This is a genomic window from Thermococcus sp. ES12, from assembly GCF_012027515.1.
Taxonomy (GTDB): Archaea; Methanobacteriota_B; Thermococci; order Thermococcales; family Thermococcaceae; genus Thermococcus; species Thermococcus barossii.
Genome location: NZ_SNUP01000002.1, coordinates 77,805 through 101,417 on the forward strand (window position 1 = coordinate 77,805; position 23,613 = coordinate 101,417).

A 23,613-nucleotide genomic window follows, 5' to 3' on the forward strand; every position below is an offset into this window, starting at 1 on the left:
GGAATCGAATGGAAAAAGGGAGAAGAGCCTCAATCCTCCCAGGGCTCGGTGTACTTGAGGGCCCAGCCAAACTCCTCCTTGAGGATGTCTATCGCCGCGCTCGGTGGGATTATCCCGCGCTCGGTTATGATGACGTCCACGTACTCCGGCGGCGTGACGTCGAAGGCCGGATTCCAGACCTCGATGTTCTTCGGCCAGGTCTTGAGTTCTTCCTCAGGAATGACCTCGGTGGGGTCGCGCATCTCTATCTCGACCAGCTGGCCAAGCATCGTCTCGGGATGGAACTTGTAGGTCTCGGCGGCGATCATCGTCCATATCCTGTGCTCCTTGGCGGTGAGGGCTATCAAAGCCGTCCCGATCTTGTTTATCACCGCGCCGTTCACGGTTATGCTGTCCGCCCCCATGACCACCTTGTCCGTCATCTTCATGTAGTGCCTCGCCGCGCTATCCACGACGTAGATGACGGGGATGCCGTAGCTGGCCAGCTCCTTCGCGGTTATCTTGCCCTGCCACTTGGGCCTCGTCTCGGTTACGATGACCTTGATGTCCTTCCCCTGCTCCCAGGCGGTCTTCATGACGCTTATGGCCGCTTTGCTGTGGCAGTGGGTCATTATGACGTCGCCATCCTCTATGCGCTTCGCCCCCATCTCGCCTATCCTCTCGATGGCCTTCTCCGAGTTGTGAATGAACTCCTTGGCGGCGTTTATGACGATGAACTTGAGCTGGTCAAGGTCGGCACCGCCGGCGTAGGCAACCTTCCCGCGGTGCATGACGTAACGGAGGGCGTTGGGTAGAGAAACAGCTGTCGGCCTCGTTTCGTACAGTATTTTGGCAGCCTGCTTCATCTCACTCCAGAATTCGTCGACGTTTGTCGCTTTGCTCTTCTCGGCCTGAATCTGGAGCGCATAGGCTGCAGAGCGGGCTATCTTGCCGGCGCCCCTTATTCTCATGTCTTTAATCTCCTCCGCAATCTCCAGCACTTCCTTCACTACCGCCATTGCCATCACCCCTCTTCGGTAAACCCAGGTTATGGCGGGAGGGTTTATAGGGGTTTTGTGTGCAATCATGTCCCTTTCAGTTCCTTGATGTTCTTAAAAATACTTCCACCTCGCAGTTTACAAATGTAAATGGCACTAACGACCATTGCAGAAAGATTTATAACCAATCGCCGCTACCCTTTAAGTGTATAGATTTGATGACGTGCTCAAAGGTGTGCATCTAATGGGGGGAACGGAAGTGGAGGAAAAGCTTATGCGCAAACTGAGCTCAGGGTCACTGGATTTTGAGGCGTACTTCTCGGACAAGGCCAAGGGCATGAAGGCTTCGGAGATTAGGGAGCTCCTCAAGCTCGTCGAGGCCGGCGATGTCATCTCCCTCGCCGGCGGCCTCCCGGCTCCCGAGACATTCCCGGTTGAGACCATAAAGAAAATAGCCGAAGAGGTTCTCACCCACCACGCAGACAAGGCTCTCCAGTACGGAACCACCAAGGGCTTCACGCCTCTCCGCCTCGCCCTGGCGGACTGGATGGAGAAGCGCTACGGCATTCCAACCAGCAAGGTTGAGATAATGATGGTCGCCGGCTCTCAGCAGGCCCTCGACCTCATAGGCAGAACCTTCATCAACCCCGGCGATATAGTTGTCGTCGAGGGTCCAACGTATCTCGCCGCTTTAAACGCCTTCAAGTACTATGAACCCGAGTTCATCAGCATCCCCATGGACGACAACGGTATGATGGTTGACCTCTTGGAAGAGAAGCTCAGGAAGCTCAACGCGGAGGGCAAGAAGGTAAAGTTCGTTTACACGGTTTCTACCTTCCAGAACCCAGCAGGAGTCACGATGAGCCTTGAGAGGAGAAAGAGGCTCATAGAACTCGCCAGGGAATACGACTTCCTCATCGTTGAGGACAGCCCGTACAGCGAGCTCCGTTACTCGGGCGAGCCCATCCCGCCGATTAAACACTTCGACGACGAGGGCCGCGTCATGTACCTCGGAACCTTCTCGAAGATTCTCGCTCCTGGATTCAGGCTCGGCTGGATAGCCGCTCACCCGCACTTCATCAGGAAGATAGAGATCGCCAAGCAGGCCGTAGACCTCTGTGCCAACACCCTTGCCCAGGTCATAGCATGGAAGTACGTTGCGGACGGCCACCTCGACGAGCACATACCGAAGATAATAGAGTTCTACAAGCCAAGGCGCGATGCAATGCTGGAGGCCCTTGAGGAGTACATGCCCGAGGGCGTCAGGTGGACCAAGCCGGACGGGGGAATGTTCATCTGGGTCACCCTCCCCGAGGGCATCGATACCAAGATGATGGCGGAGAAGGCCATAAGGAAGGGCGTAGCCTACGTGCCCGGTGAGGCGTTCTTCGCTCACCGCGACGTCAAGAACACCATGAGGCTCAACTTCACCTACGTGCCGGAAGAGAAGATACGTGACGGTGTTAAGAGGCTCGCAGAAGTCATTGAAGAGGAGATAAAGGCCCTTAAGGGCTGATGTCCCTTCTTTTCTTCCCGCAAAGCTTTTTATTTTGGAATCGGTAACATCCTTAGGTGGTAGCTATGAAGCCCCTGATAGGTATAATCGGTCAAATCGATCCTTCCAAAAACAGGCTCTTTCTTGACCGCAGGCACATTGAGAAAATCGCCACCGCGGGAGGCATCCCTGCGGTTTTTACCCTCGACTGCTCCCCCGAGGAGGTCCTCGAACACGTGGACGGGCTGCTGCTCATAGAGGGGCCCGACGTTCACCCGTACTTTTACGGCGAAGACCCATCGGGTGCGATAAAGTACGTTGACGTTGACAGGGACGAGTTCGAGATAAGGCTCGTGAAGATGGCCGTGGAGAAAGGGATTCCTATACTCGGCATTTCCCGCGGTATGCACGTGATAAACGTCGCCCTGGGAGGAACGCTCTACCAGGACTTAAACGACATCCCCAAGGCTATAAAGCACGACTGGGACGTCGAGCTGATAGGACCCACCCAGCGGGTTCACGGCGTCAGGATAAAAACAAGCTCCACCCTCTACGAGATACTCAAGAACGAACTGGACATCGGGGGCACCAACGAGGTCTATCTGCGCGTCAACAGTTTCCACCATCAGGCAGTCAAGAGGGTCGGGGAGGGAATTCGGCCGGTTGCCTACGCGGTCGATGGTTTGATAGAGGCCATTGAGGGAACCGAGGGCTTCATAATGGGCCTGCAGTGGCAGCCGGAGTACCTTCCCGAGATGGAAAGGGTCTTTGAGGCTTTCGTCAGGGCCGCCGCCGAGTATCGCCTCAGGAAGCTTGAACTGGAGAGGATCGAGATAGAGGCTGAAGTGAGGGAGGAGTTAAGAGAGCAGGCCCCAGGCTCTAAAGAGGAACCAGATGAGAGCCATCACAGCTCGGAAACGACCGATAACCCTCCCGACACGAACCAAACGTGATTCCCTTCGCAGTTATCTTTTTCTCAGCCTCCTGGAGGATCTGAAGCCTCAGCTCACGCGGGAGATAGTGGTAGCCCCCTATTCTCTCCCCCCTCTCGTAAAGGGGCCAGAGCTTTTCCATCAGCTCCGGGAACTTGGCGAACATCCTTGCCTTAGAATCCGGTCTGAGCTTCAGCGTTGAGACGGTTATGTGGCTCACGAAGCTTAAAGCGTCGAGGGTCTCGTCGAAATCCTCCCAGGTGTAGAAAGGTATTATCGGGTCTATGCGTGCGTAAACTGGAATTCCGGCCTTCTTGGCCTTTTTGAGGGCCCGTATTCTCGCCCCCGGCGAGGGTGCGTTCGGCTCCAGCATTTTCGCCTTGCGCTCATCGACGGTCGTCACGGTTACACCAACGGCACAGCGCAGCTCGCTCAGGATATCTATATCGCGCTCAAAGATATCTGATTTCGTGAGGAGCAGGCAGCGGACGTCGTAGCGTTTGAAGAGCTTGAGAACCTGCCTGGTTATCCCCAGCTCGCGCTCCACCGTCGGGTAGGGGTCGGAGGAGTAGGAGAGCGCTATGATATATCTTTTATCGAACCGCCTTAGCTCCCGCTCCAGCTTTGGCAGGAGCCCCTCCTTCGTCCTCACGCGGAAGGCGTTGGGGATGTAACCCGTTATGTAGCAGTAAACGCACGCGTGGTCGCAGCCGGTGTAGACGTTGAGAGTGTACTTAAACGGACAGGTGCAGAGCTTTGCCTTCCAGGGGTCGAAGGGCCTGATATACATGTTCCTGCCTACGAAAAGTCCTTAAAAGGAATTGCGCTTACACGAACGGGTGAAAAATGTGACAGATGAAGTTAGGGGACGGGTTAAGTGGGTCGAGAACATGCAGTTCGTTGGGAAGATGGACACGGACCAGTGCGCGATAATCCTCGGCGATGGGGGCATAAGCCCCATGAAGCTCCTCCTCCTGAGCGTTGCGGGCTGCACCGCCTACGATGTGGTAATGATTCTCCAGAAGATGCGCGAGCCGATCGAAGGGCTGGAGGTCGAGATTTCGGGGGAAAGGCGCGATGAGCACCCGCGAATATACAAAAAGGTTCACCTGCACTACAAAATCTACGGCGATGTGAGTGAGGAGAAGGCCAAGCGCGCCATAGAACTGAGCCAGGACAAGTACTGCTCCGCCTCAGCCCACGTGAAGCTCAGCGGGGCAGAGGTTACGTACTCCTTCGAGATAATCAGGGATTAGGTTTTTAACCTCCCCCTCTCCCTTTCCTCGGGTGGTGACGTGATAGAGCTGATCAAGTACTTTGTGATACTCTACGGCGGGCTGTTCGCGATAACGAATCCAGTCGGAGCGGTGCCGGTGTTTCTTGGAGTCACCCACGACCTCTCCAGGGAGGAAAGGCACGAGATAGCCACAAAAACAGCGCTAACCGTTCTCCTCACACTCGTCACATTCGCACTGGTGGGGGAATGGATATTCAGGTTCTTCGGGTCGAGCGTCGATGCGTTCGCGATAGCAGGAGGGATACTTCTCTTCAAGATGGCGATGGACATGCTCTCGGGCAGGCTCTCGACGGTCAAGATAAGCAAGGAAGAAACCGAGGAGTTCAGCGAGGAAGTGGTCACGCTGGAGGAAGTTGCCATAATTCCGCTCGCCATACCCCTCATCTCGGGACCCGGCGCGATAACCACCGTGATGATATACATGGCCAAGAGCGGTACGATTCCGGAGAAGGCCGTCGTCATAGCCAGCATAGGGGCGATAGCGGCAACGGTCTGGCTGGTCCTCTGCTCCTCCAACAGGATACAGGAGAGGCTCGGAAGGGTGGGGATAAAGGTCATGACGAGAATGATGGGTCTGATACTCACCTCCATGGCCGTCCAGATGATAATCAACGGCATCAAGGGGGCCTTCGGGCTTTAGCGTTTCCCTTTTCCTCGCCTCAGATTTAAACCGTCGTGATCCGGTTTTAGCCAGAGTTTCACTTTTGGCGATGGAAAGGATTAAATAACCAAATGGCATATCCCATAATACACTTTCGAGTACTGGTTCAAATCACAAACCGAACGATCCACGACGTTACAATCAGGGGGCACTACAGTCCCACGAGGGGGTTTCAAGATGGGTGGAAACGTGAAGGCCCTCCTCCTGGTCCTTTCCCTCACAGTGGTTCTCACCCTAGGCTACCACATGTCTGGGAACCCTTCCACCGGTGGGGTGGACTATTCCACCGTAACCTGCACGCTTGAGACGGAGCCTCAGTTCACCCATGCAAACGCCTGGACCGGCTGGAGCGTCAGAGAGCTCGTGGACAACCGCATGATGGAATTCAGCGATTTTCTGGAGTTCGTTCCAAAGGTATCGCTGAGTGAAGGAACGAGCAGCGGTTACCTTCACACGGAGGACTGGCCGGCGAAGATGGGAATACTGCCTGAGTGCACGGTGGCTGGCAGTGCCGTCTTCTTCGAGAACAACGACACCGCGAGGGGAATGTACTACCCGGTAGTTGCCGGAAACAGGGGAGAGATAAAAAGGCAGGACATCGAACTGCCCGCGGGAGATGTTTACTTCGCCCACTACGTGATACCCACGAAGAACACCACCTGGGAGGTAACGGAAAACCTTGCGAACTCGAACGGGACGGACTTCCTGATGAGCGGCGGCATCTCGGAGAGAAGGAGGACAGGGCTCACCGGGACATGCACATGTCCGGTCGAGGCAGTGATTGCGCAGCTCGATGATGCCATGAAGGCTAAGGGATTCGAGGAGGTAATCTTGGAGAAAAAACCGACTGAAAACGAGTACTTCAAACCGCTGAGTGCCAAGCTCTACCGCAAAGACGACCAGTACCTCTACGTGGAATTTGCCGAGGTCAAGGGCATGGATTTGGTTAGAGTTCTCATGATAATGGGCGACGAGGAGACAGTCAAGGCATACGCGGAGGCCTTCACAGCGGGAAGCATCGGAGAGGGATGAGGTTTCCCCTCCACCGGCACATTTTTTAGCCGGAGGTTCAACTTTTCACGGTGTTGAAAATGCGCGGAGACCTGATTCGTGTTCTCAGCTCAGTTGAGGAGAAGGCCAACGAGCTGAAGCTCGACGGCTACGAGCCGGACGTCGTCCTCCTGGGAAGGGAAGCCTACGAGTTCATAAGGGAACAGATAAACGAGGAGTTCGGCGACGAGGAGGAGGTTTTCGAGCTCTCGGGCCTTAAGATACGCATGCTCGACGAGCTCGGAGGAGACGCGGTCGTCATCGACAGCAAGGCACTCGGCCTCGGTCTCGGCGGGGCGAAGAGGTTTAGGGTCGTCCTATAACTCCCCAGACCTTTCCGTTTCTCATTTCCACCCTCAGCCCCCTCAAGACGAGAAGGCTGAGCGAGACGGCCATTATATCGGCCAAACTGCCCGGGTTCCTCAGGTCCCCTTTCTCCCGCATGAATGCATCGAACTCTTCGATGCCCATCTTTCCCTCAAGGACTTTCCCGGCGTTCTCCTGAACGAGCCTCGCCTCTTCGATGCCTGCCTTCCTGACTATCAGCGTGTCGATGTTCCGGGCGAGAAGCTCAAGGAAAGCCCTGAGCACGGCCTCCTCCAGCGGGAACTCCTTTATCAGCTCGTAGAGCCTTCCAAAGGTGGAGTAGCTCAGCTCGTACTCCCTGAGCCACTCGCAGAATATCATCTCGCGCTCACAGCTTATCTCGGCGAGCCTGGCGAGGTTGATACCGTCCTGGAAGAGCTCTCTGAAGGAATCGTCGCTGTAAACGTCGTACTTGACCCCGGAGGGGATTCCTTTGGGGTTGGCTATCCTTATCGCCCGGTAGAGCTCCATCGTGTCTCTGACCGTTGATTCGTCGATGAGGAGCTTGGCCTTCTCCCTGGCGTCGAGCATGTTCCTCCCAATGCCCAGCCCCATGATTAGAGGGATCGAAAGGGCTATGATCCCGAAGTTGGGGTTGGCGTCCTGAGCCTCGCGCGATGCCTGAACCGCCCTCTTTATCAGCTCCCCGATTCCAGCTTCCCGGGGCTCAAGGATACCCTTCCTGAGTAACTCTGCGGTCTTTATCGCCTCGTAGTAAACGCCGAGGACAGAAGTCTCGGCGAAGAGGAAGTGGTAGAACGTCAGGTCGTCAAAGTCCCTAAAGCGGCTCACGTTGCCCGGCTTTGGAAGGGCCGCCTCAAGGAGGGGGCCAAGGGTGAAAGCCCGGATTATTCGCCATCTCTCCATTCAGACCACCAGGTACAGGAGCAGGTAGATGAGATAGAGGAGCAGCACCAGTCTGCGGGCGGCTCTCCTAGTCAGCATGTAGAGTCCAAAGGCTATGAGCGTAACGCCCCAGAAGGCGTCCTTTATGTAAGGTGCGTACGGCCTGAGCCAGTCGAGGAAGGTCGGCTGAAATTCCTTGAGGAGCAGGAGGAAGCCAAGGAAGACCAGAATCAAGCCAAAGGTTCTCATCTCAATCACCCCTCACTAAAGAGTATTATTCCTATAACGAGGAAGGCCACCGCCAGCAGCGTTCTGAAGTCCACCGCAGGCAGGAGGAACGGCATGAAGGGGCCGGCCAGCAGTATTGCGCCCAGCACTATCAGCAGGAGGGCGATTGCCTTCGAGTTTTCGTTTCCGGAGAAGACCTCTCCCAGCCTTTTCCCCGTCTCGTCTACCAGGTTTCCGAGCCGGTCTGCGAGGGGTTCCTCAGCCTCTTCGCCCTCCTCGGGTATTATGAGCGCCGCAAGGAAGTAGAGCAATGTCATGGCGACTGGGTTGAACACCAGAAGAACCACGAAGATTAGCCTTACAAGGGTTGGGTCAACGTTGAGGTGCTCGGCTATGCCCCCTAGTACACCGAGGAGGATTCTGTCCTCCTTTGAACGCATGAGTTTCTCCGCCATTATTCCCACCGAGAGAGAGGAAACTGAAGGGCTTAAAAACTCATCCCTCAACCGTTAAAAGAAAAGCTGAAGGTCAGCGGAGGAGCTTAACGAACTCCCTCATCCAGGCGTACAGATCTCCCGGGTGCCTTGAGCTGACCCAGTTGCCGTCCACGACCACCGGCTCGTCCACCCACTCGGCCCCGGCGTTTCTCACGTCGTCTCTGATGGTTACCGTGCTCGTTCCCTTCCTGCCCTTCAGCACGCCAGCCGAGATGAGTATCTGCGGCCCGTGGCAGATGCTCGCCACCGGCTTTCCGGCCTCGAACATCTTCCTGGTTATCTCGACGGCCTTCTCGTTGAGCCTTACCCTTTCCGGGGCCTTTCCTCCCGGCAGAACGAGGGCATCGAACTCGTCCGGGTCAACCTCGTCAAAGGCGAGTTTTGCCTCCACGAGATAGCCGTGCTTGCCGGTTATGGTCCCCCTCTTGAAGCTCGCCACGTAAACCTCGTGCCCTTCCTCCATCAGCCTGTGGAGGGGATAGATAAGCTCCAGGTCTTCGAACTCGTCCGCACTGAGAAACAGCACCTTCATATCGAACACCCCCACTCAAACGCCTGAAGAAAATAGAAAGGGGGCACTTATAAGGATTTTTGGGCAGAAGTGGTCAGAGCGGCAGCTCGGTGGTCTCCTTGTGGACCTTGAGGACGACCATGGTGTGGGTTGCAACGACGCCTTCAATCTCGCCGATAGTGTCGAGGAACTCGTTGAGCTCCTCGCTCCCGCGTGTTCGTATCTTGACAAGCATATCGTAATCGCCGGTGGTCTCGAAAATCTCAACGATTTCCGGGTACTTTCTGAGCTCGTTCGCCACGTGGGAGTACTTCCCGGCCTTGGCCTTGATAAGTATGAATGCCAGAATCTTGAAGCCAAGTGACCCGGGATCGAGTATGACCGTGAACTTCTTTATTATCCCGCGCTCCTTCAGCTTTTTAATCCTCTCGTAAACGGTGGATTCGGCAAGATTAACCTCCTTGGATATCTCCCTCAGGGGCGTTCTGCTGTTCTTTTGGAGTATGGCGAGAATCTTTCTGTCCACATCGTCCAAACCCGTTCGCATGAACATCACCGCCTGTAAAAAATTTTCGGAAGATTTTATAAACTTGCCGATTTCAAAACCACAGCGTTTATAAAACGCCCCTCGCCTCTTAATTCAGAGCTTCTGGAGGGTCAGTGATGCCAACGAACGTGACAGCGGAATACCTGGCGGCGGAGGAGGAGTACAGAAACGCAAAGACTATCCCCGAGAAGATTCGGGCCCTCGAAAAGATGTACGCCACCGTGCCAAAGCACAAGGGAACCGAGAAGCTCCGACTTCAGATAAAGCGAAAGCTGGCGGAGCTGAGAAAGGAACTGGAGAAGCAGAGGCAGATGAAGAAGGGTGGCGGCGGGCCCTCGATGGCCGTCCGAAAGGAGGGCGCGGCACAGATAGTTCTGGCTGGCCTGCCCAACGTGGGCAAGAGCTCACTCATGAAGGCGCTGACCAACGTGGACATTGACGTGGCGGACTACGCCTTCACGACCGTGGAGCCGATACCGGGCATGATGCATCACAGGGACGTTCAGATACAGCTCGTTGAGGTTCCCGGCCTTGTTGAGGGCGCTGCGTTGGGAAAGGGCATGGGGCCGCAGCTGCTGAGCGTTATCAGAAACGCTGACGCCATAGCTATAGTCGTTGACCTCTCCCAGGACCCTGTGAAGCAGATGGAAACCCTCCTCAAGGAGTTTGAAAGGGCAGGGATAAAGCTCAACAAGCGCCGCCCGAGGGTCGAAATAAAGAGAACCGCGATGGGTGGGATAGTCATCAACGGCCAGGAGAACATCAAGGGCGACATAAGCGAGGTCATGAAGATGCTCCGCGAGGAGAGAATCCACTCGGCGGAGATAACCGTCAAGGAGCCTGTGACGCTGGAGGAGTTCGCCGATGCCCTGGATGAAAGCCTCGTGTGGCGGAGGGCGATAATCATCGCCAACAAGGGCGACGCTCCAGGAAGCAAAGAGAACTACGAGAAGCTGGTTAAGGCCTACGGGGACAGGTTCAAAATAATCCCCGTCTCGGCGAAGAGGAAGATACAGCTTGAGAAGCTCAAAGACGAGCTCTACGAGCTGGCGGGGATAATCCGCGTCTTCACCAAGAGCCCCGGCGAGGAGCCGGCCTATCCACCGGTGCCGCTGAAGAAGGGCTCGACCGTCATGGATTTAGCGGAAAGGATCCACAAGGACTTCGCCAAGAACTTCCGCTACGCTCGCGTGTGGGGCAAGAGCGTCAAGTTCCCTGGCCAGCGCGTTGGGGCCGACCACGTCCTTGAGGACGGGGACATAGTGGAGATTCACGCGAGGTAGAAAGGTTTTTCTCAATGAATGCCAAAGACGGATTGGGTGGGATTATGGAGAGTGCAATGCCCGAGGGATTCCGTGACTTCCTCGGCCCAAAGCCTGAGAGGGAGCTTATTCTCCTCGCGGCCATAGAGCTATACCGGGAGGAAAAGCTGAGCCTCGAAAAGGCTGCCGAATTTGCAGGTTTGAGTGTGAGGGAATTCCTCTACGAGCTGAAAAAGAGGGATGTTCCTCTAAACTACACGAGAGAAGAGGCCGAGGAGGACCTCAAGACCGTTGAGGGTCTGGAATGATCGTGGTATCAAACACGAGTCCTCTTATAGGGTTGTCAAACATCGGGGAGCTAAGGATACTCCACGAACTTTTTGGAGAGATTCTGGTGCCCCCTGCGGTTGTCGGGGAGTTCGGGGAAATTCTTCCAGAATGGGCCATTATCAAGAGTCCTCGGGACAAACACCTTGTTAACGCTCTCTCAAGGCTCCTTGGAGAGGGCGAATCCGAGGCGATAGCCCTTTGCCCTTGAGCTCAAGGCAGATTTTCTGATACTCGATGACCTGAAGGCAAGGAAGATCGCCAGGGAGATGGGAGTTAAGGTCATGGGAACGGCGGGTGTTCTTCTACTCGCGAAGAAGAGGGGAATCGTTGGAGCAGTTAAACCGCTACTCTCGGAGCTAGTGGGAAGGGGCTTCAGAATATCCCCCGAAGTCATTGAGGTCATACTCAAAGCGGCGGGAGAGGGTTAGCGGCAACTTTTTTCCGCCGTAGGCATCTTTTCCGTATCTAACGGCAGAACGGCCCCTTACACTTCCGTCCGTCTTTTCCGACCAGGGCATCCAGCTTGAACTCCTTTCCGTCGAGGCTGTCCATTATCAATTTCTCACCATCCTTCTCAAAAATCCAGAACACCTTGTAGGCCCGGGCCTCCCTGATTATTTCTATCCTCGGGAGCCACCACGAGACGACGCGGGAGTTCCCCCAGGTTATCGCGCTCTCAAAGGCCTTCATCCTCGCCCCCTCGTAATCCACCAGCGGCTCCATTACCTTCTTCTCCTCCACCTCCCATTCGTAGAGGTCTATGAAGCCGTCGCCACGCTCGGCCCCGAGGCGGTACAGGTCCACGTAGGCAAAGTAATCAAAGACCCGGTCGCTCCTGCCGAGGCGCTTGTAGAAGAGCCTAAGGTGGAAGATATGGTAAGGATACAGCACGAAGTCCGGATTTGAAACACCCTCAGGCTTGAATATTGGCCTCATGACGTTGACCCTCATATTCCAGCCCCGAATCTACATATCCCTGCAGCTTATTAACTGTTGCCCTCCGTTGTCACAGCGCCCAAACATCCCGTCCAGGATTGGGAACTGTTAAACCAATATGTTTATATTTTCATGTGCCCATACTGTCGACTGATGTCCCTTAGTTTACACCAATGGATTGAGGTGGAGTAAGATGGGCTTGAGTGGTTCAGCCTGGGCGACACTTCTGGTACCGACGCTTTTGGGTATTTTGACGATGCTGCTGTACGGCTTCTGGGACAGAATAACAGGCAAGGAATACTACGTGGACGACGAGATTCTGGCCTACGACGAAGACCTCATGACAACCCTCAAGGAGGAGGGTAAGCTATGAACAGCGGGATACTGTTCGGTTTTCTGGTGTATCTCGCGCTGCTGGCCTATATCGGCTGGTGGGCCAACAGGTACACCAAGACAGAGGACCAGTACTTCGTCGGCGGCAGGAGGGTTCACGTTTTAGCGGCCACCCTCTCGGACAAGGCAAGCGACTTCTCTGGCTGGCTGATGCTCGGCTACCCGGGTGCAGCATTTTCCAGCGGTCTCGGTGCTTTCTGGGCAGCCATCGGCTGTCTCTTCGGTACCCTCGCCGATTACGTCCTTATCGGACCGAGGTTGAGGATATACGCCGGTAAATTCAGGGCAATAACCGTGCCGGACTACCTTGAGGCCCGCCTGAAGGACGACACCAAGCTGATAAGGGTTCTGAGTGCGCTGATAATCATAATCTTCATGACAGCCTACGTTGCGGCGCAGTTCACCGCCGGTGGAAAGACCTTCGCGGAGGGCTTCGGCATAAGCGACAACACTGGAATCCTCATAACCGTCATTATCCTGACGGCCTACGTTATCACCGGTGGCTTCTTTGCCGTCGTCTGGACCGACGTCGTTCAGGCAATGTTCATGCTGCTGACGCTCATAATAGTGCCGTTCCTTGCGCTCTCAGAGATAGGAGGCTTTGATAGGGCCACCCAGATAATAGGAAGCGCCGATCCCGCAAAGCTCCATCCGTTCGGCGGTGCGACAGGGATAGCGGCCATAATCTTTGCCATAAGCTACGCCTCATGGATAGTCGGCTACCTCGGTCAGCCCCATATCGTCACCCGTTACATGAGCGTTGAGGACCCGAGAAAGCTCAGAAGGCCGGGTATATTCATCAGCGGTACCTGGACAATAATCGTCCTCTGGGGAGCCTTCTTCGCGGGCTTCCTCGGCTTCGCGATGTACCAGGCCGGAATCCTGAGTGTCAGCGACCCGGAGAAGGTCATCCCCGCCATGGCGGTTGAGCTCATGCCGAGCTGGCTGGCAGGCTTCGTGATAGCGGGTATAATCTCCGCAGTCATGAGCACCGCCGATTCACAGCTGCTCGTCGCATCCTCGGCCATAGCCAGGGACTTCTACCACAAGGTTCTCGGCAAGGAGATAGGCAAGAAGCAGATGGTCAACATATCGAGGCTCGTGGTGGCTGGAGTTGCCCTCGTTGGTCTCTGGTTCGCCCTCAGCGGTCCAAAGGTCATATACCAGATGGTCGCAACTGCCTGGGGTGGTCTCGCGGTAGGCTTCGGTCCAATACTCACGCTGAGCCTCTGGTGGAAGAGAGCAACCAAGGAGGGGGCAATCGTCGGAATGGCCTACGGTCTCATCAGCGAGGTCCTCTTTGAGGCAAAGATATACGGCTGGGCGTTCAACCCGGACGCTCCGGGATTCTTCGGCACCATCGGCGGCTGGTTCAACGGCATACCGGTGTTCTTCATCAACTTCTTCGTGACCCTGATAGTCATAATCATCGTCAGCCTGCTCACAAAGCCACCGGAGGACGTCGTCAAGCTCCACGAGGAGATATTCAGGAAAGTTCCCATCGAGGGGGCCGGCAAGAAGAGCATCACCGAGACCAGGGCCAAGAGCCAGGTCGAGAACGTCGCCGAGTTCGTCCTCGCCAAGGGAATCGCATGATTCCCTTTTCTTTCCATCATTCTTTTTCCACAGGTTCGCAACGTGAAATTAAACCAAAGGTTTTGAACCATTTTTGGTCAACCTAACATTTATAAGCATTGGTGCATAAATGACGGCGCCTATTGTAAAATCTTCGAGGTGAGAGCATGAGACCGCTCGACCTGACCGAGAAGGACCCTTCTAAGAGGATCACCATCTACTTTGAAGGAAAACCCTACGAGGCCTACGAAGGAGAAAAGATTACCGTCGCACTTCTCGCCAACGGGGTGTACTGGCTCACCATGAGCACCGAGGGAAGGAAAAGGGGAGCCTTCACCTTCGGCCCGGTGCCGATGGTTATTAACGGGGTCAAGAACATCAACGCGCGCAAGACCAAGGTTCGTGACGGCATGAGGCTGGAGAGGCAGGGCTATGTGGACTTTCAGGAAACCGTGGAAATCGACGAGGGTAAGCCGGTTGAAAGGCTGGTAGTTGATGTGGCCGTCATCGGAGGCGGCCCGGCGGGAATCGGGACTGTCCTTGAGGTTCAGGAGCACCTGACCGTTGCCCTGGTGGAGGAGAGGGGCTGGCTCGGCGGCGACCTCTGGCTCAAGGGCCTTCCCCAGGAGGGTTTTGGAGAGAAGAAGCCCCAGGAGGTCGTTAATGAGCTTGTCGGGAAGTTCAACGAGAACGTCCGGGTTTTCAGGAACACGATAGCCCTCGGGGTATTTGACAAAGGCGAGTACTTCCTCGTACCTGTTGTCCGGGGAGACCAGCTCATCGAGATAATGGCCAAGCGCGTCGTTCTGGCCGTTGGGGCGGTCGATAACATTCACCTCTTCGAGAACAACGACTATCCAGGTGTCTTCAGAAGGAGCGACGCGCTTGAGGTTCTCAACGTCTGGGGAGTTGCGCCTGGAAGGAAGGTCGCGGTCGTGGGTAGCAAGCCAGAAGAGATAACCGCGGAGCTTGACCGCTGGGGCATCGAGTACATCACAGTTCCAAACCCCAAGCGCGTTGAGGGCAGGGAAAAGGTCGAGAGGCTCATAGACACGAACGGGAATTCCTACGAGGTCGATGCCGTCATAATGGCCGAGGGAAGGAGACCCGACATCAACCCGCCGACCCAGGCAGGCGGGAAGCTGGTCTTCAGGCACGGCTACTACACCCCCATCCTCGATTCTAGGAACAGAATCCGGGACGGCATCTACGTGGCCGGGAGCGCCGCCAGCATAAAGCCCCACTACGCGAACTACATTGAGGGCAGGCTCGTCGGGGCGTACATCCTCAGGGAATTCGGCTTTGAGGCGGAGCCGTGCATCTACGCGGAGAGGCTGGAGGATTACGAACCTGAGGCGGTACAGGTTCAGAGAATAGACTTCGGGAACCTTAACCTTGAGGACGTGCAGATATGCGGCTGCGACGTCTCCCTGAGGAAGGTAGACGACGTCGTGAAGTCGGGCATAACCGACCTGCAGATAATCAAGCGCCTAACGCATTTAGCGATGGGCTTCTGCCAGGGCCGCTTCTGTCTGTTCAACGGCGCGGTGGTGGTTTCCCAGAGAACGGGGACGCCCATGGACCGGCTGGACATACCTGTCGCGAGGCCGCCGCTCAAGAACGTTAAGATGAAGGTCACCGCCGAGGGGGTGGAGGAGTATGCCGAGTAAAGAGCTCCCTGAGAGGAGCGATATCGTTATCATCGGTGGGGGCATAATAGGGGTCACGATAGCGCACGAGTTAGCCAAGCGCGGGGAGGAAGTTACCGTCATAGAGAAGCGCTTCATCGGTTCAGGCTCTACTTTCCGCTGCGGGACTGGAATAAGGCAGCAGTTCAACGATGAAGCGAACGTCCAGGTTATGAAGCGCTCCGTCGAACTGTGGAAGAAGTACAGTGAGGAGTACGGCTTCTCCTTCGAGCAGACGGGCTACCTCTTCCTGCTCTACGACGATGACGAGGTCGAGGAGTTCAAGCGGAACATAGCCATACAGAACCGCTTCGGCGTCCCGACGAGGCTCATAACGCCGGAGGAAGCCAAGGAGATAGTCCCGCTCCTGGACATCAGCGAGGTGATAGCTGCCTCCTGGAACCCGACCGACGGAAAGGCCGACCCCTTCCACGCGACCGCCAAGTTCGCCCTCCATGGGGAGGAGTTCGGGGCTAAACTCGTCGAATACACCGAGGTCAAGGACTTCATCGTCGAGAACGGCGAGATAAAGGGGCTGAAGACCAGCAGAGGGACCATAAAGACGGGCACCGTCATAAACGCCACCAACGCCTGGGCAAAGCTCATCAACGCGATGGCCAGGATAAGCGTCAAGATACCGATAGAGCCCTACAAGCACCAGGCCGTCATCACACAGCCGATAAGGAGGGGCGCAATAAACCCGATGGTCATCTCCTTCAAGTACGGCCACGCCTACCTGACCCAGACGGCCCATGGAGGCGTAGTCGGCGGAGTCGGCTACGAGCTCGGGCCGACTTATGACCTCAACCCAACGTACGAGTTCCTCCGCGAGGTCAGCTACTACTTCACCAAGATCATCCCGGCACTGAGGGAGCTCCTCATCCTGAGGACGTGGGCGGGTTACTACGCGAAAACTCCCGACAGCAACCCGGCGATAGGAAAGATCGAGGAGCTGAGCGACTACTACATTGCCGCAGGTTTCTCCGGCCACGGCTTCATGATGGCCCCAGCGGTGGCTGAGATGGTAGCGGACCTCGTGACAAAGGGGAGAACTGACCTCCCTGTGGACTGGTACGACCCGTACAGGTTTGAGCGCGGTGAACTACGCGGACAGGCCCTCCAGATGGGCTGACTTTTTCTTCTCTCGTTATCCTTAAATATTTTCAAACCTAACCCCATCGGGTGGAATCATGTACCGCGTTGATTCTCCCGGAAGGATCAACCTGATCGGGGAGCACACGGACTATTCCCTCGGCTACGTCATGCCGATGGCAATAGACCTCTACACGGTTCTCCATGCCCAGAAGGACGAGAGGGTAAGAGTCTACTCCCAGATATCCAGAGACGTGAAAGAGTTCGGCCTCGATGAAATAAGAAAGGCCAACGACTGGGCCGACTACATCAGGGGAATCTTCTGGGTCCTCAGGGAGGAAGGACACTCGGTTGGAGGAATGAAGGGCATCATCGGAGGCGACCTTCCTGTGGGTTCGGGCCTGAGCTCCTCGGCGAGCCTTGAGCTGGCCGTTCTGGCGTTTCTCAACGAGGCCTACGGGCTGAACCTCCTCCCGATAGAGATGGCCCTTCTCGCACAGAAAGCGGAGAACGACTTTGTCGGAGTCCCCTGCGGGATACTCGACCAGTTTGCAGTCGTTCACGGTAAAAAGGACCACGTGATGTTTCTGGACACTGACACGCTGAGGCATGAGTACATAAGGTTCCCGAGCGACGTTCAGGTTCTCGTGTTCTACACGGGGGTCAAACGGGAGCTGGCTGGCTCGGCCTACTCAGAGAGGAGGAAGGTGGCGGAGGAGACGCTCAGGTTCCTCGGAAAGAGAACATCCAAGGAGGTCGAAGAAGAGGAGCTCAGGAACCTTCCCTCCCTCTACCGGCGATTCTTCGGGTACATCGTCAGGGAGAACCGGCGCGTCCTTGAGGCCAGGGATGCCCTGAGGAGCGGCGACGTCCGGACCTTCGGCGAGCTGATGACGGCCTCACACTGGGATTTGGCCAGAAACTACGACGTCTCAAGCGAGGAGCTGGACTTCTTTGTAAGGAAGGCGGTCGAATTCGGTGCCTACGGGGCCAAGCTGACCGGAGCTGGCTTTGGCGGTTCAGCGGTGGCCATAGTTCCGGAGGAGCTGGCACTGGACGTGGCCATGAGGGTGACCGACGAGTACGTCAGGCACTTCAACTGGGAGCCTGACTACCACCTCGTCAGCCCGAGCGACGGGGTGAGCGTGAGGAGGGTCTGAGTTGCTCGCTCTCCTCCTCCACGGCAACCTTCAGTACGCGGAGATTCCAAAGAATGAGGTAGGGAGGGTCATCGAGAAGGCCTACGTACCTGTTCTCTCGGCTCTCATCGGGAAGGAGGTCCCCTTCGCCCTCAACATCACGGGCTTCACCCTCGAACTCCTCCCCGGGGAGGTTCTGGGTCTCATACGCGAGGGAATCGAATCCGGGCTGATAGAGGTAACCGGAACATCATACAGCCACGCGATACTGCCCCTCCTGAGCCTCGACAGGGTTGAGGCCCAGATCCGGCGCGACAGGGAGGTGAAGGAGAATCTGCTTGAAGTCTCTCCAAGGCTCTTCTTCCCGCCGGAGCTGGCCTACGACCCGATTCTGCCAGCCATACTCAAGGACAGCGGTTATGAGACGGTTTTCGTCGATGGGGAAGCCCTCGTCCTTTCAAACCACATCAACAGGGCCATAAAACCGGTGAAGCCGCTCTACCCCCACCTCATCAAGGCCCAGCGCGGTGAGGGCAACAGGTACCTCAACTACCTCCTCGGCCTGAGGGAGCTGAAAAAGTCGCTCAAACTCGTCTTTCCCGGGAAGATAACCCTCAGGGCGGTTAAGGATACCGAGGCGATACCGATATGGGTGAACGTGAACACCGTGGTGATGCTCTCCGCGGGGAGGTTCCCGCTGATGGGCCCGAAGAAGGTAGCAAAATGGCTCGGGAACCTAGACGACGTTGTCCTCTACGGCACGGACATAGAGTTCCTGGGCTACCGGTCCCTGGCGGACTACCTGATAACCGTCGATTCTTTCATCGAGGTCTTCGACGCCCTGGGGCGGGAGATAAGGCCCCCGAGCGAGCTGCCGCACTCCGGTAAGAGGCTGTACCTGAGAACCTCAAGCTGGGCGCCCGATAAAAGCCTTGAGGTATGGCGGCTCGACGATGGCAACGCCCGGCTGAACGCCCTTTCCTGGAACCTGCGGGGAGAGAAGGCGTTTCTGGCAGAGAACAGCGACGCAAGGGGATGGGAGCCCCTGCCCGAGAGGAGGCTTGACGCGTTTAGGGCCGTTTATGAAGCCTGGAGGGAGAAATCGTGAGGAATTTAAGAAACAAGGTTTCGGTATTCCTTCTCGTCCTGATGGCCGCTTTCCTGATGGCGGACCAGAACCTTCTTCCCCCGAACTACCAGCAGATAATGGCCGAGTTCGGGATAAGCGAAACCCAGATGGGGCTCGTTTCAACGATATTCGTCGCCACGAGCGCTCTGATAACAATAGTCTGGGGTTTCCTCTCAGACATAAAGGGCAGAAAAAAGCTCCTGGTCATAGGCGTCCTCCTCGGCGAGATACCGTGCTTCTTAACGGCCTTCGTCAACAGCTACTACGAACTGCTACTCATGAGGCTCTTCACCGGAATCGGAGTCGGCTCGATAATCCCGATAGGCTACTCCCTGATAGCAGACATGTTCTCCAGCGAGGAGCGCGGGAAGGGCTACGCCTTCATACAGACTGCCTTCGGCTTCGGAACCCTCTTCGGGATGATAATGGCCGGCCTGATAGCCAGCTGGAGGGTTCCCTTCATCCTCGCCTCGGTTCCCAACTTCATCCTCGCACCGCTCTTCTACGCCATAGCGGAGGAGCCGAAGAGGGGCGCCGGTGAGGAGGAGGTCCGGAGGCTCATCGAGCACGGGGTGGAGTACACCTACAGGTTGAGCTGGGAAGCCGTCAGAAAGTCATTCAAGACCAGGACAAACCTCCTGATATTTCTCCAAGGATTGGCCGGAACGGTTCCCTGGGGCGTCCTCATGTACTGGCTGGTCTCATTCCTTATCGTGACGAGGGGCATGGAGAAGGACACCGCCACCTTCGTCCTGCTGATACTGGGAATAGCGACCGTCATAGGAACCCTCGTAGGGGGCTACGTGGGAGACTACTTCGAGAGGAGAAGCCCAGGTGGAAGGGCGCTGGTGACGGGGATAGCGGTGTTCCTCGGCATGATAGCCGCGATAGGGATAATCCTCTACCCTCTCCCTCCCCACCTCTCCTTCGAGGGCTGGCTCGCACTGGCTGTCTACTCCATACTCTTCCTCCAGCTCGTCAGCTTCGCCGGACCGAACGTCACAGCAATAATCTCCCAGGTGAACCTGCCGGAGGACAGGGGAACCGTCTTCGGGGTGTTCAACATCATAGACAACGTCGGAAAGGCCCTGGGCCCGCTCTTCGGTGGATTCCTCATCGAAACCCTGAGGAGCAGAGGCTACACCAACGCCCAGGCGTACGAGTACACCCTCGTCATAGGCTCGCTCTTCTGGACGCTCTGCGCCCTCGTCTGGTTCTGGATAAGGCGGCAGTATCCCAGGGACAGGGAGGAGGTCAGGGCAACACTGAGGAAACGGGCCGAGGCACTGCTCGGAGGTGATGTCGCTTGAAGCCGATTCTCCTGGCGAAGGCCAGGTTTAGAGGCGCCTCCCCGGAGGAATTCCGGGAACTTCTGAAGGAGACGCTCGGCTTCGATGTTGGAATGCCCTTCGAGGGCGTTGAGAGAATACTCTGCATCCAGCCACACCCGGACGACTGCGAGCTTGCCATAGGCGGAACCCTGGCGAGGCTCTCCCGGGAGGGGAAGGAGGTGGAATACCTCACCCTGACCGACGGTTCTGCAGGGAGCAGGGAGCTCCCGCCAGAAGAGTTAAGGAAAGTCCGGAGGAGGGAACAGGAGAGGGCGGCGGAGATAATAGGGGTTAAAAAACTCCTCTGGCTCGGTTACACCGACACGAAGTTGCCCTACAGCGATGACGTCAGGGAAGAACTCATCGGCATAATCCGCTCTGAGAGGCCGGAGCTGGTGCTGGCCCCGGACCCCTGGCTGCCATACGAGGTTCATCCGGACCACAGGAAAGCCGGTCTCCTGGCGGGGGAGGCGGCCTTCTTCTCGGCCCTTCCGAACGTGGGCGAAGGAAATCCCTGGGACGTCCCGCTCCTCGGCTTCTACTACACGGACAACCCGAACCACATTGAGGATGTTACCGGTTTCCTCAAGCTCAAGCTGAAGGCGCTGAAGGCCCATGAAAGCCAGTTCAAGGGGGACTGGAATTCGTGGGAGGTCTTCGTGAGGAGCGTCGCCAGGTTTTACGGGGAGATTGGTGGCTTCAAGTACGGTGAGGGGCTGAGAATCCTCCCAACAGTTTTGTTCCATGCCAATCCTCTCGCGGGGGTGCTCTGAGTGAGGATAGCCTTCATCGGGGCGGGGAGCATATTCACCCCCCTCGGCCTCTACACGATAGCCACCAGTGAAACGCTAAGCAACGCCGAGGTCTACCTCGTCGAGATAGACGACGACAGGAGGAGGTTCGTGACCGCGCTGGCGGAGAAGATAGGGAGAACCTTCAAGGCTGGATTCAAGGTTACCCCTCTGAAAGAGGCCGAAGAACTTGAGAAGTACGGTCTCGACTACGCCGTCATCTCGGTGGAGAAGGAGAGGTACGAGCGCTGGAGGCTGGACTTCGAAATCCCCCACAGGCACGGGATAAGGCAGGTTCTCGGGGAGAACGGGGGGCTGGGCGGCCTGGCGCACACCCTCCGTGTTGTTCCGCTGGTTCTGGGAATCGCCAGACGGATAGAGGACATCAACAGGGATGCGGCGGTTTTCATATACTCCAACCCCGAGCCGAGGGTGACCTACGCGGTTCTCAACTACACCGGGCTCAGAAACGTCTACGGGCTCTGCACGGGATACCTTGAGAGGAAGGAGATGCTCGCCCCCCTCCTGAAGGTGGACGAGCGGGAGATAAACTTCACCGCCGCCGGACTCAACCACTTCACGTGGATAAGGGAGCTCTGGGTGAGGGGCGAGGATGCCTATCCGAGGCTCAAGGAGGCACTGGAGAGGAAACCGGAGTTCGAACCCCTGAGCCAGCTGCTCTACAGGGCCTACGGGCTCTTCCCCTCTCCGGACGACAACCACATAGGCGAGTACCTGAGCTTTGCCTGGCCGCTCGTTCCCGATGAAAAGAAGGGCCTGAAATGGATAGAGCGGACGAAGAGGGAAGGGGAAGAGGTAAGAAGGCTGCTGAGGCTCTTCCTCAGGGGTCTCGTCCCGAAGTTTGCCTTCAACCGTTTCGTGAAGTTCCCGGACGTTGCGATGAACGTCGCGGAGGGGCTTGAGGGGGCGGAGAAACTTCAGGAGGCGATAAACGTCCCCAACAGGGGCTACATAGACCTGCCGGAGGGCACGGTGGTCGAGGTTCCGGCAAGGGTCTCCCCGAAGGGTGTAAAACCGCTCCGCGTTCGGCTCCCGAGGGAGACCCTGGTTCCGCTCAAAGTTCAGGCGGAGATACAGAGGCTTTCAAGCGAGGGGGCGGCGGAGGGGAACGTTGAAAAGGTTGTAAAAGCTGTACTCCTCGACCCCGTTGTCCACGACGCGGAGGCCGGTCTCAGGGCGATGGCCGAGCTAATGAAAGCCCACCTCGATGCCCTGCCCCAGTTCGATGAGGGCGACGTTGAGGAGGTGGGGAGAACGATACGGGCCTAAACCTCCCCGAGGACGTATTTTTCAAGCAATTCGTCGCTTATCTCTCCCTTCTTTGAGATTTCACCGTAGATGTGAGCGCTCCTTCTCGGCTTCCGTTCAAAGGTCTCGTAGTCGACCTCTATGAGTCCAAAGCGCGGTCTGAAACCTTCTGCCCACTCGTAGTTGTCGATGAGCGACCAGTAGAAGTAGCCCCTCACATCAATGCCTTCCGCCAAGGCTTTATGGACGAACTGGAGGTGCTGTACTATGAACTCGATGCGCCACTCATCGTCGAGCGTCGCTATGCCGTTCTCGGTGACGTAGAGCGGAAGGCCATACTCAGAGAAGGCCTTCAGCCCCTCGTAGACGCCCCCCGGATAGACGCTCCAGCCCATGTCCGTCTTCCTGCCCACGTTGGCGTCCTCGACGGCGAAGCGTTTGAGCGGATTCCTCACAGCTTTGACCTTCATGATGTTGTAGTAGTTCATCCCGAGCCAGTCAAGGCCGCTCACCGGGACCTCAAAGGTTCTCATGAAGCCCCTGAATTCTCCCGTCAGGATTCCATCCAGGAGTGAGCGGTTGAAGGTGTAGTCTATCTCCTCGGCCGCTTTTCTATCCCTCTCAGAATCGGTCGCCGGCACGAAGTGCGGGCGATTCTTCACTATCCCGACCCGGAACTTGCCGTGGAGGATTTCATAGGCGATGGCATGGGCTTTAATCAGGTTTGCCGCAACTTTCTCCGCCTTCAGCGGGTTCTTTCTGAAGGGCGGCCACATCCCCTCAACGTATGAAGCCACGACGTAGACCATCGGCTCGTTGAAGGTCGCCACCAGCTCAACGCCCTCGATGTTATCCCTTATCAGCTCAACGTAGCTCCTCCAGTACTCAAGGTTACCCTCCCTTTCGAATCCGCCTTTGAGGGCAAACCACGTCGGCAGCGTGAAGTGATGCAGCGTGAGCATCGGGGTTATGCCGGCCTCGTTGAGGAGGTCAATGATTCCCTGATAGCGCATCAAGGCCTCCTCGTTTGGTTTTCCCTCCTCAGGGAAGACCCTGCCCCACTCTATCGAGAAGCGATAAGCTCTGTAGCCCAGCCCAGCCATCAGTTCGATGTCCCTCTCGTAGAGCTCCCACGAGTTGCAGGCCTTTCCGGCGTGCGGAAGTTTCCCCTTCTCGGCCCAGTACCACCAGTCGCTCCAGACGTTGTCACCCTCGATCTGGTAGGACGAGGTGGCGGTTCCAAGGAGAAATCCGTCAGGGAACTTGAGCAT

General features: G+C 56.6%; 28 protein-coding genes. 19 read left to right on the forward strand and 9 right to left on the reverse strand.

Translation table 11 applies throughout. The features are described from left to right. Positions 1 to 29: 29 nt before the first annotated feature. Positions 30 to 998 carry a ribose 1,5-bisphosphate isomerase gene (locus E3E37_RS05180; protein WP_167716280.1) on the reverse strand — a complete coding sequence of 323 codons (969 nt, stop codon included), beginning with the start codon at positions 996 to 998 and terminating at the stop codon, positions 30 to 32. A 238-nt stretch (positions 999 to 1,236) separates the two neighbouring features. Here E3E37_RS05180 and E3E37_RS05185 point away from each other — a divergent pair, with 238 nt between their 5' ends. Further along, entirely contained in the window at positions 1,237 to 2,493 is a 1,257-nt protein-coding gene (locus tag E3E37_RS05185) for a PLP-dependent aminotransferase family protein (RefSeq protein WP_167716282.1), read from the forward strand. A gap of 65 nt (positions 2,494 to 2,558) precedes the next feature. Further along, positions 2,559 to 3,425: a gamma-glutamyl-gamma-aminobutyrate hydrolase family protein gene (locus tag E3E37_RS05190; RefSeq protein ID WP_167716284.1), complete on the forward strand. Its 867-nt coding sequence runs from the start codon at positions 2,559 to 2,561 to the stop codon at positions 3,423 to 3,425. On the opposite strand, the gene E3E37_RS05195 is transcribed toward E3E37_RS05190, so the two are convergent. After that, positions 3,352 to 4,194: a radical SAM protein gene (locus E3E37_RS05195; RefSeq protein WP_167715565.1), complete on the reverse strand. Its 843-nt coding sequence runs from the start codon at positions 4,192 to 4,194 to the stop codon at positions 3,352 to 3,354. The two genes, E3E37_RS05190 and E3E37_RS05195, sit on opposite strands and share 74 nt — an antisense overlap. A gap of 58 nt (positions 4,195 to 4,252) precedes the next feature. Here E3E37_RS05195 and E3E37_RS05200 point away from each other — a divergent pair, with 58 nt between their 5' ends. The 4 genes from E3E37_RS05200 (at position 4,253) to E3E37_RS05215 (ending at position 6,735) form a co-directional block, all read left to right on the forward strand. After that, positions 4,253 to 4,660: an OsmC family protein gene (locus E3E37_RS05200; RefSeq protein ID WP_167715567.1), complete on the forward strand. Its 408-nt coding sequence runs from the start codon at positions 4,253 to 4,255 to the stop codon at positions 4,658 to 4,660. Positions 4,661 to 4,699: 39 nt separating this feature from the next. After that, positions 4,700 to 5,341, forward strand: coding sequence for a neutral amino acid NAAT transporter SnatA (gene snatA / locus E3E37_RS05205; RefSeq protein WP_088865188.1), 642 nt, complete (start codon positions 4,700 to 4,702; stop codon positions 5,339 to 5,341). 210 nt (positions 5,342 to 5,551) lie between these two features. Beyond that, positions 5,552 to 6,394, forward strand: coding sequence for a hypothetical protein (locus tag E3E37_RS05210; protein WP_371731687.1), 843 nt, complete (start codon positions 5,552 to 5,554; stop codon positions 6,392 to 6,394). Positions 6,395 to 6,453: 59 nt separating this feature from the next. After that, complete coding sequence (locus E3E37_RS05215; RefSeq protein ID WP_088865191.1) at positions 6,454 to 6,735, forward strand: family 4A encapsulin nanocompartment shell protein; 282 nt, start codon at positions 6,454 to 6,456, stop codon at positions 6,733 to 6,735. On the opposite strand, the gene E3E37_RS05220 is transcribed toward E3E37_RS05215, so the two are convergent. From E3E37_RS05220 to E3E37_RS05240, 5 genes are all read right to left on the reverse strand, one after another. Next, positions 6,719 to 7,645, reverse strand: coding sequence for a triphosphoribosyl-dephospho-CoA synthase (locus E3E37_RS05220; protein WP_167715570.1), 927 nt, complete (start codon positions 7,643 to 7,645; stop codon positions 6,719 to 6,721). The two genes, E3E37_RS05215 and E3E37_RS05220, sit on opposite strands and share 17 nt — an antisense overlap. Then, positions 7,646 to 7,873: a hypothetical protein gene (locus tag E3E37_RS05225; RefSeq protein ID WP_088865193.1), complete on the reverse strand. Its 228-nt coding sequence runs from the start codon at positions 7,871 to 7,873 to the stop codon at positions 7,646 to 7,648. It abuts the gene before it with no gap. A gap of 5 nt (positions 7,874 to 7,878) precedes the next feature. Beyond that, positions 7,879 to 8,307: a PspC domain-containing protein gene (locus tag E3E37_RS05230; protein ID WP_206204056.1), complete on the reverse strand. Its 429-nt coding sequence runs from the start codon at positions 8,305 to 8,307 to the stop codon at positions 7,879 to 7,881. A 73-nt stretch (positions 8,308 to 8,380) separates the two neighbouring features. Then, positions 8,381 to 8,881: a deglycase PfpI gene (gene pfpI / locus E3E37_RS05235; RefSeq protein WP_167715574.1), complete on the reverse strand. Its 501-nt coding sequence runs from the start codon at positions 8,879 to 8,881 to the stop codon at positions 8,381 to 8,383. Positions 8,882 to 8,954: 73 nt separating this feature from the next. Beyond that, on the reverse strand, positions 8,955 to 9,407 hold the full coding sequence (locus tag E3E37_RS05240) for an Lrp/AsnC family transcriptional regulator (protein WP_088865196.1): 453 nt from the start codon (positions 9,405 to 9,407) through the stop codon (positions 8,955 to 8,957). Between the two features lie 116 nt (positions 9,408 to 9,523). On the opposite strand from E3E37_RS05240, the gene E3E37_RS05245 reads away from it, so the two are divergent. Genes E3E37_RS05245 through E3E37_RS11650 form a run of 4 tightly spaced genes read left to right on the forward strand, consistent with a single transcriptional unit; the run spans position 9,524 to position 11,427 of the window. Next, positions 9,524 to 10,690 (forward strand): GTP-binding protein, encoded by a 1,167-nt coding sequence (locus E3E37_RS05245; protein WP_167715576.1) that lies wholly within the window; start codon positions 9,524 to 9,526, stop codon positions 10,688 to 10,690. Positions 10,691 to 10,734: 44 nt separating this feature from the next. After that, positions 10,735 to 10,977: a UPF0175 family protein gene (locus tag E3E37_RS05250; RefSeq protein WP_167715578.1), complete on the forward strand. Its 243-nt coding sequence runs from the start codon at positions 10,735 to 10,737 to the stop codon at positions 10,975 to 10,977. After that, entirely contained in the window at positions 10,974 to 11,207 is a 234-nt protein-coding gene (locus E3E37_RS11645) for a hypothetical protein (RefSeq protein WP_240921925.1), read from the forward strand. The genes E3E37_RS05250 and E3E37_RS11645 overlap by 4 nt, the downstream gene beginning before the upstream one ends. A gap of 58 nt (positions 11,208 to 11,265) precedes the next feature. After that, positions 11,266 to 11,427, forward strand: coding sequence for a DUF3368 domain-containing protein (locus tag E3E37_RS11650; RefSeq protein ID WP_240921926.1), 162 nt, complete (start codon positions 11,266 to 11,268; stop codon positions 11,425 to 11,427). Positions 11,428 to 11,464: 37 nt separating this feature from the next. On the opposite strand, the gene E3E37_RS05260 is transcribed toward E3E37_RS11650, so the two are convergent. Beyond that, entirely contained in the window at positions 11,465 to 11,950 is a 486-nt protein-coding gene (locus tag E3E37_RS05260) for a hypothetical protein (RefSeq protein WP_167715580.1), read from the reverse strand. A 178-nt stretch (positions 11,951 to 12,128) separates the two neighbouring features. Between E3E37_RS05260 and E3E37_RS05265 the strand changes: the two genes are divergently transcribed. The 9 genes from E3E37_RS05265 (at position 12,129) to E3E37_RS11755 (ending at position 22,363) form a co-directional block, all read left to right on the forward strand. Next, the gene (locus tag E3E37_RS05265) at positions 12,129 to 12,308 is read left to right on the forward strand and encodes a hypothetical protein (RefSeq protein ID WP_167715582.1); all 180 of its coding nucleotides are present in this window, start codon (positions 12,129 to 12,131) and stop codon (positions 12,306 to 12,308) included. After that, on the forward strand, positions 12,305 to 13,924 hold the full coding sequence (locus E3E37_RS05270) for a sodium/proline symporter (RefSeq protein WP_167715584.1): 1,620 nt from the start codon (positions 12,305 to 12,307) through the stop codon (positions 13,922 to 13,924). The genes E3E37_RS05265 and E3E37_RS05270 overlap by 4 nt, the downstream gene beginning before the upstream one ends. Positions 13,925 to 14,070: 146 nt before the next feature. Continuing rightward, entirely contained in the window at positions 14,071 to 15,573 is a 1,503-nt protein-coding gene (locus tag E3E37_RS05275; RefSeq protein WP_167715586.1) for an FAD-dependent oxidoreductase, read from the forward strand. After that, positions 15,563 to 16,723, forward strand: a complete 1,161-nt coding sequence (locus E3E37_RS05280; protein WP_167715588.1) for an FAD-binding oxidoreductase — start codon at positions 15,563 to 15,565, stop codon at positions 16,721 to 16,723. The genes E3E37_RS05275 and E3E37_RS05280 overlap by 11 nt, the downstream gene beginning before the upstream one ends. 58 nt (positions 16,724 to 16,781) lie before the next feature. Next, positions 16,782 to 17,843 carry a galactokinase gene (locus E3E37_RS05285; RefSeq protein ID WP_167715590.1) on the forward strand — a complete coding sequence of 354 codons (1,062 nt, stop codon included), beginning with the start codon at positions 16,782 to 16,784 and terminating at the stop codon, positions 17,841 to 17,843. 1 nt (position 17,844) lies between these two features. Next, complete coding sequence (locus E3E37_RS05290) at positions 17,845 to 18,930, forward strand: polysaccharide deacetylase family protein (protein ID WP_167715591.1); 1,086 nt, start codon at positions 17,845 to 17,847, stop codon at positions 18,928 to 18,930. Continuing rightward, positions 18,927 to 20,261, forward strand: a complete 1,335-nt coding sequence (locus tag E3E37_RS05295) for an MFS transporter (protein ID WP_371731688.1) — start codon at positions 18,927 to 18,929, stop codon at positions 20,259 to 20,261. Before E3E37_RS05290 ends, E3E37_RS05295 begins: the two co-directional genes overlap by 4 nt. Then, entirely contained in the window at positions 20,258 to 21,055 is a 798-nt protein-coding gene (locus E3E37_RS05300) for a PIG-L deacetylase family protein (RefSeq protein WP_240921927.1), read from the forward strand. Before E3E37_RS05295 ends, E3E37_RS05300 begins: the two co-directional genes overlap by 4 nt. After that, positions 21,056 to 22,363 carry a hypothetical protein gene (locus E3E37_RS11755; protein WP_167715593.1) on the forward strand — a complete coding sequence of 436 codons (1,308 nt, stop codon included), beginning with the start codon at positions 21,056 to 21,058 and terminating at the stop codon, positions 22,361 to 22,363. It abuts the gene before it with no gap. Here the strand turns inward: E3E37_RS11755 and E3E37_RS05310 are convergent. Continuing rightward, positions 22,360 to 23,613, reverse strand: a complete 1,254-nt coding sequence (locus E3E37_RS05310; RefSeq protein ID WP_167715595.1) for a glycoside hydrolase family 1 protein — start codon at positions 23,611 to 23,613, stop codon at positions 22,360 to 22,362. The two genes, E3E37_RS11755 and E3E37_RS05310, sit on opposite strands and share 4 nt — an antisense overlap.

Excerpts from the sequence above, each read along its gene's own strand:
- E3E37_RS05180 (WP_167716280.1), bottom strand. The coding sequence starts at position 998 with ATGGCGGTAGTGAAGGAAGTGCTGGAGATTGCGGAGGAGATTAAAGAC.
- E3E37_RS05190 (WP_167716284.1), top strand. The coding sequence starts at position 2,559 with ATGAAGCCCCTGATAGGTATAATCGGTCAAATCGATCCTTCCAAAAAC.
- E3E37_RS05195 (WP_167715565.1), bottom strand. The coding sequence starts at position 4,194 with ATGTATATCAGGCCCTTCGACCCCTGGAAGGCAAAGCTCTGCACCTGT.
- E3E37_RS05215 (WP_088865191.1), top strand. The coding sequence starts at position 6,454 with ATGCGCGGAGACCTGATTCGTGTTCTCAGCTCAGTTGAGGAGAAGGCC.
- E3E37_RS05220 (WP_167715570.1), bottom strand. The coding sequence starts at position 7,645 with ATGGAGAGATGGCGAATAATCCGGGCTTTCACCCTTGGCCCCCTCCTT.
- E3E37_RS05225 (WP_088865193.1), bottom strand. The coding sequence starts at position 7,873 with ATGAGAACCTTTGGCTTGATTCTGGTCTTCCTTGGCTTCCTCCTGCTC.
- E3E37_RS05230 (WP_206204056.1), bottom strand. The coding sequence starts at position 8,307 with ATGGCGGAGAAACTCATGCGTTCAAAGGAGGACAGAATCCTCCTCGGT.
- pfpI (WP_167715574.1), bottom strand. The coding sequence starts at position 8,881 with ATGAAGGTGCTGTTTCTCAGTGCGGACGAGTTCGAAGACCTGGAGCTT.
- E3E37_RS05240 (WP_088865196.1), bottom strand. The coding sequence starts at position 9,407 with ATGCGAACGGGTTTGGACGATGTGGACAGAAAGATTCTCGCCATACTC.
- E3E37_RS05245 (WP_167715576.1), top strand. The coding sequence starts at position 9,524 with ATGCCAACGAACGTGACAGCGGAATACCTGGCGGCGGAGGAGGAGTAC.
- E3E37_RS05250 (WP_167715578.1), top strand. The coding sequence starts at position 10,735 with ATGGAGAGTGCAATGCCCGAGGGATTCCGTGACTTCCTCGGCCCAAAG.
- E3E37_RS11645 (WP_240921925.1), top strand. The coding sequence starts at position 10,974 with ATGATCGTGGTATCAAACACGAGTCCTCTTATAGGGTTGTCAAACATC.
- E3E37_RS11650 (WP_240921926.1), top strand. The coding sequence starts at position 11,266 with ATGGGAGTTAAGGTCATGGGAACGGCGGGTGTTCTTCTACTCGCGAAG.
- E3E37_RS05260 (WP_167715580.1), bottom strand. The coding sequence starts at position 11,950 with ATGAGGGTCAACGTCATGAGGCCAATATTCAAGCCTGAGGGTGTTTCA.
- E3E37_RS05265 (WP_167715582.1), top strand. The coding sequence starts at position 12,129 with ATGGGCTTGAGTGGTTCAGCCTGGGCGACACTTCTGGTACCGACGCTT.
- E3E37_RS05270 (WP_167715584.1), top strand. The coding sequence starts at position 12,305 with ATGAACAGCGGGATACTGTTCGGTTTTCTGGTGTATCTCGCGCTGCTG.
- E3E37_RS05275 (WP_167715586.1), top strand. The coding sequence starts at position 14,071 with ATGAGACCGCTCGACCTGACCGAGAAGGACCCTTCTAAGAGGATCACC.
- E3E37_RS05280 (WP_167715588.1), top strand. The coding sequence starts at position 15,563 with ATGCCGAGTAAAGAGCTCCCTGAGAGGAGCGATATCGTTATCATCGGT.
- E3E37_RS05285 (WP_167715590.1), top strand. The coding sequence starts at position 16,782 with ATGTACCGCGTTGATTCTCCCGGAAGGATCAACCTGATCGGGGAGCAC.
- E3E37_RS05310 (WP_167715595.1), bottom strand. The coding sequence starts at position 23,613 with ATGCTCAAGTTCCCTGACGGATTTCTCCTTGGAACCGCCACCTCGTCC.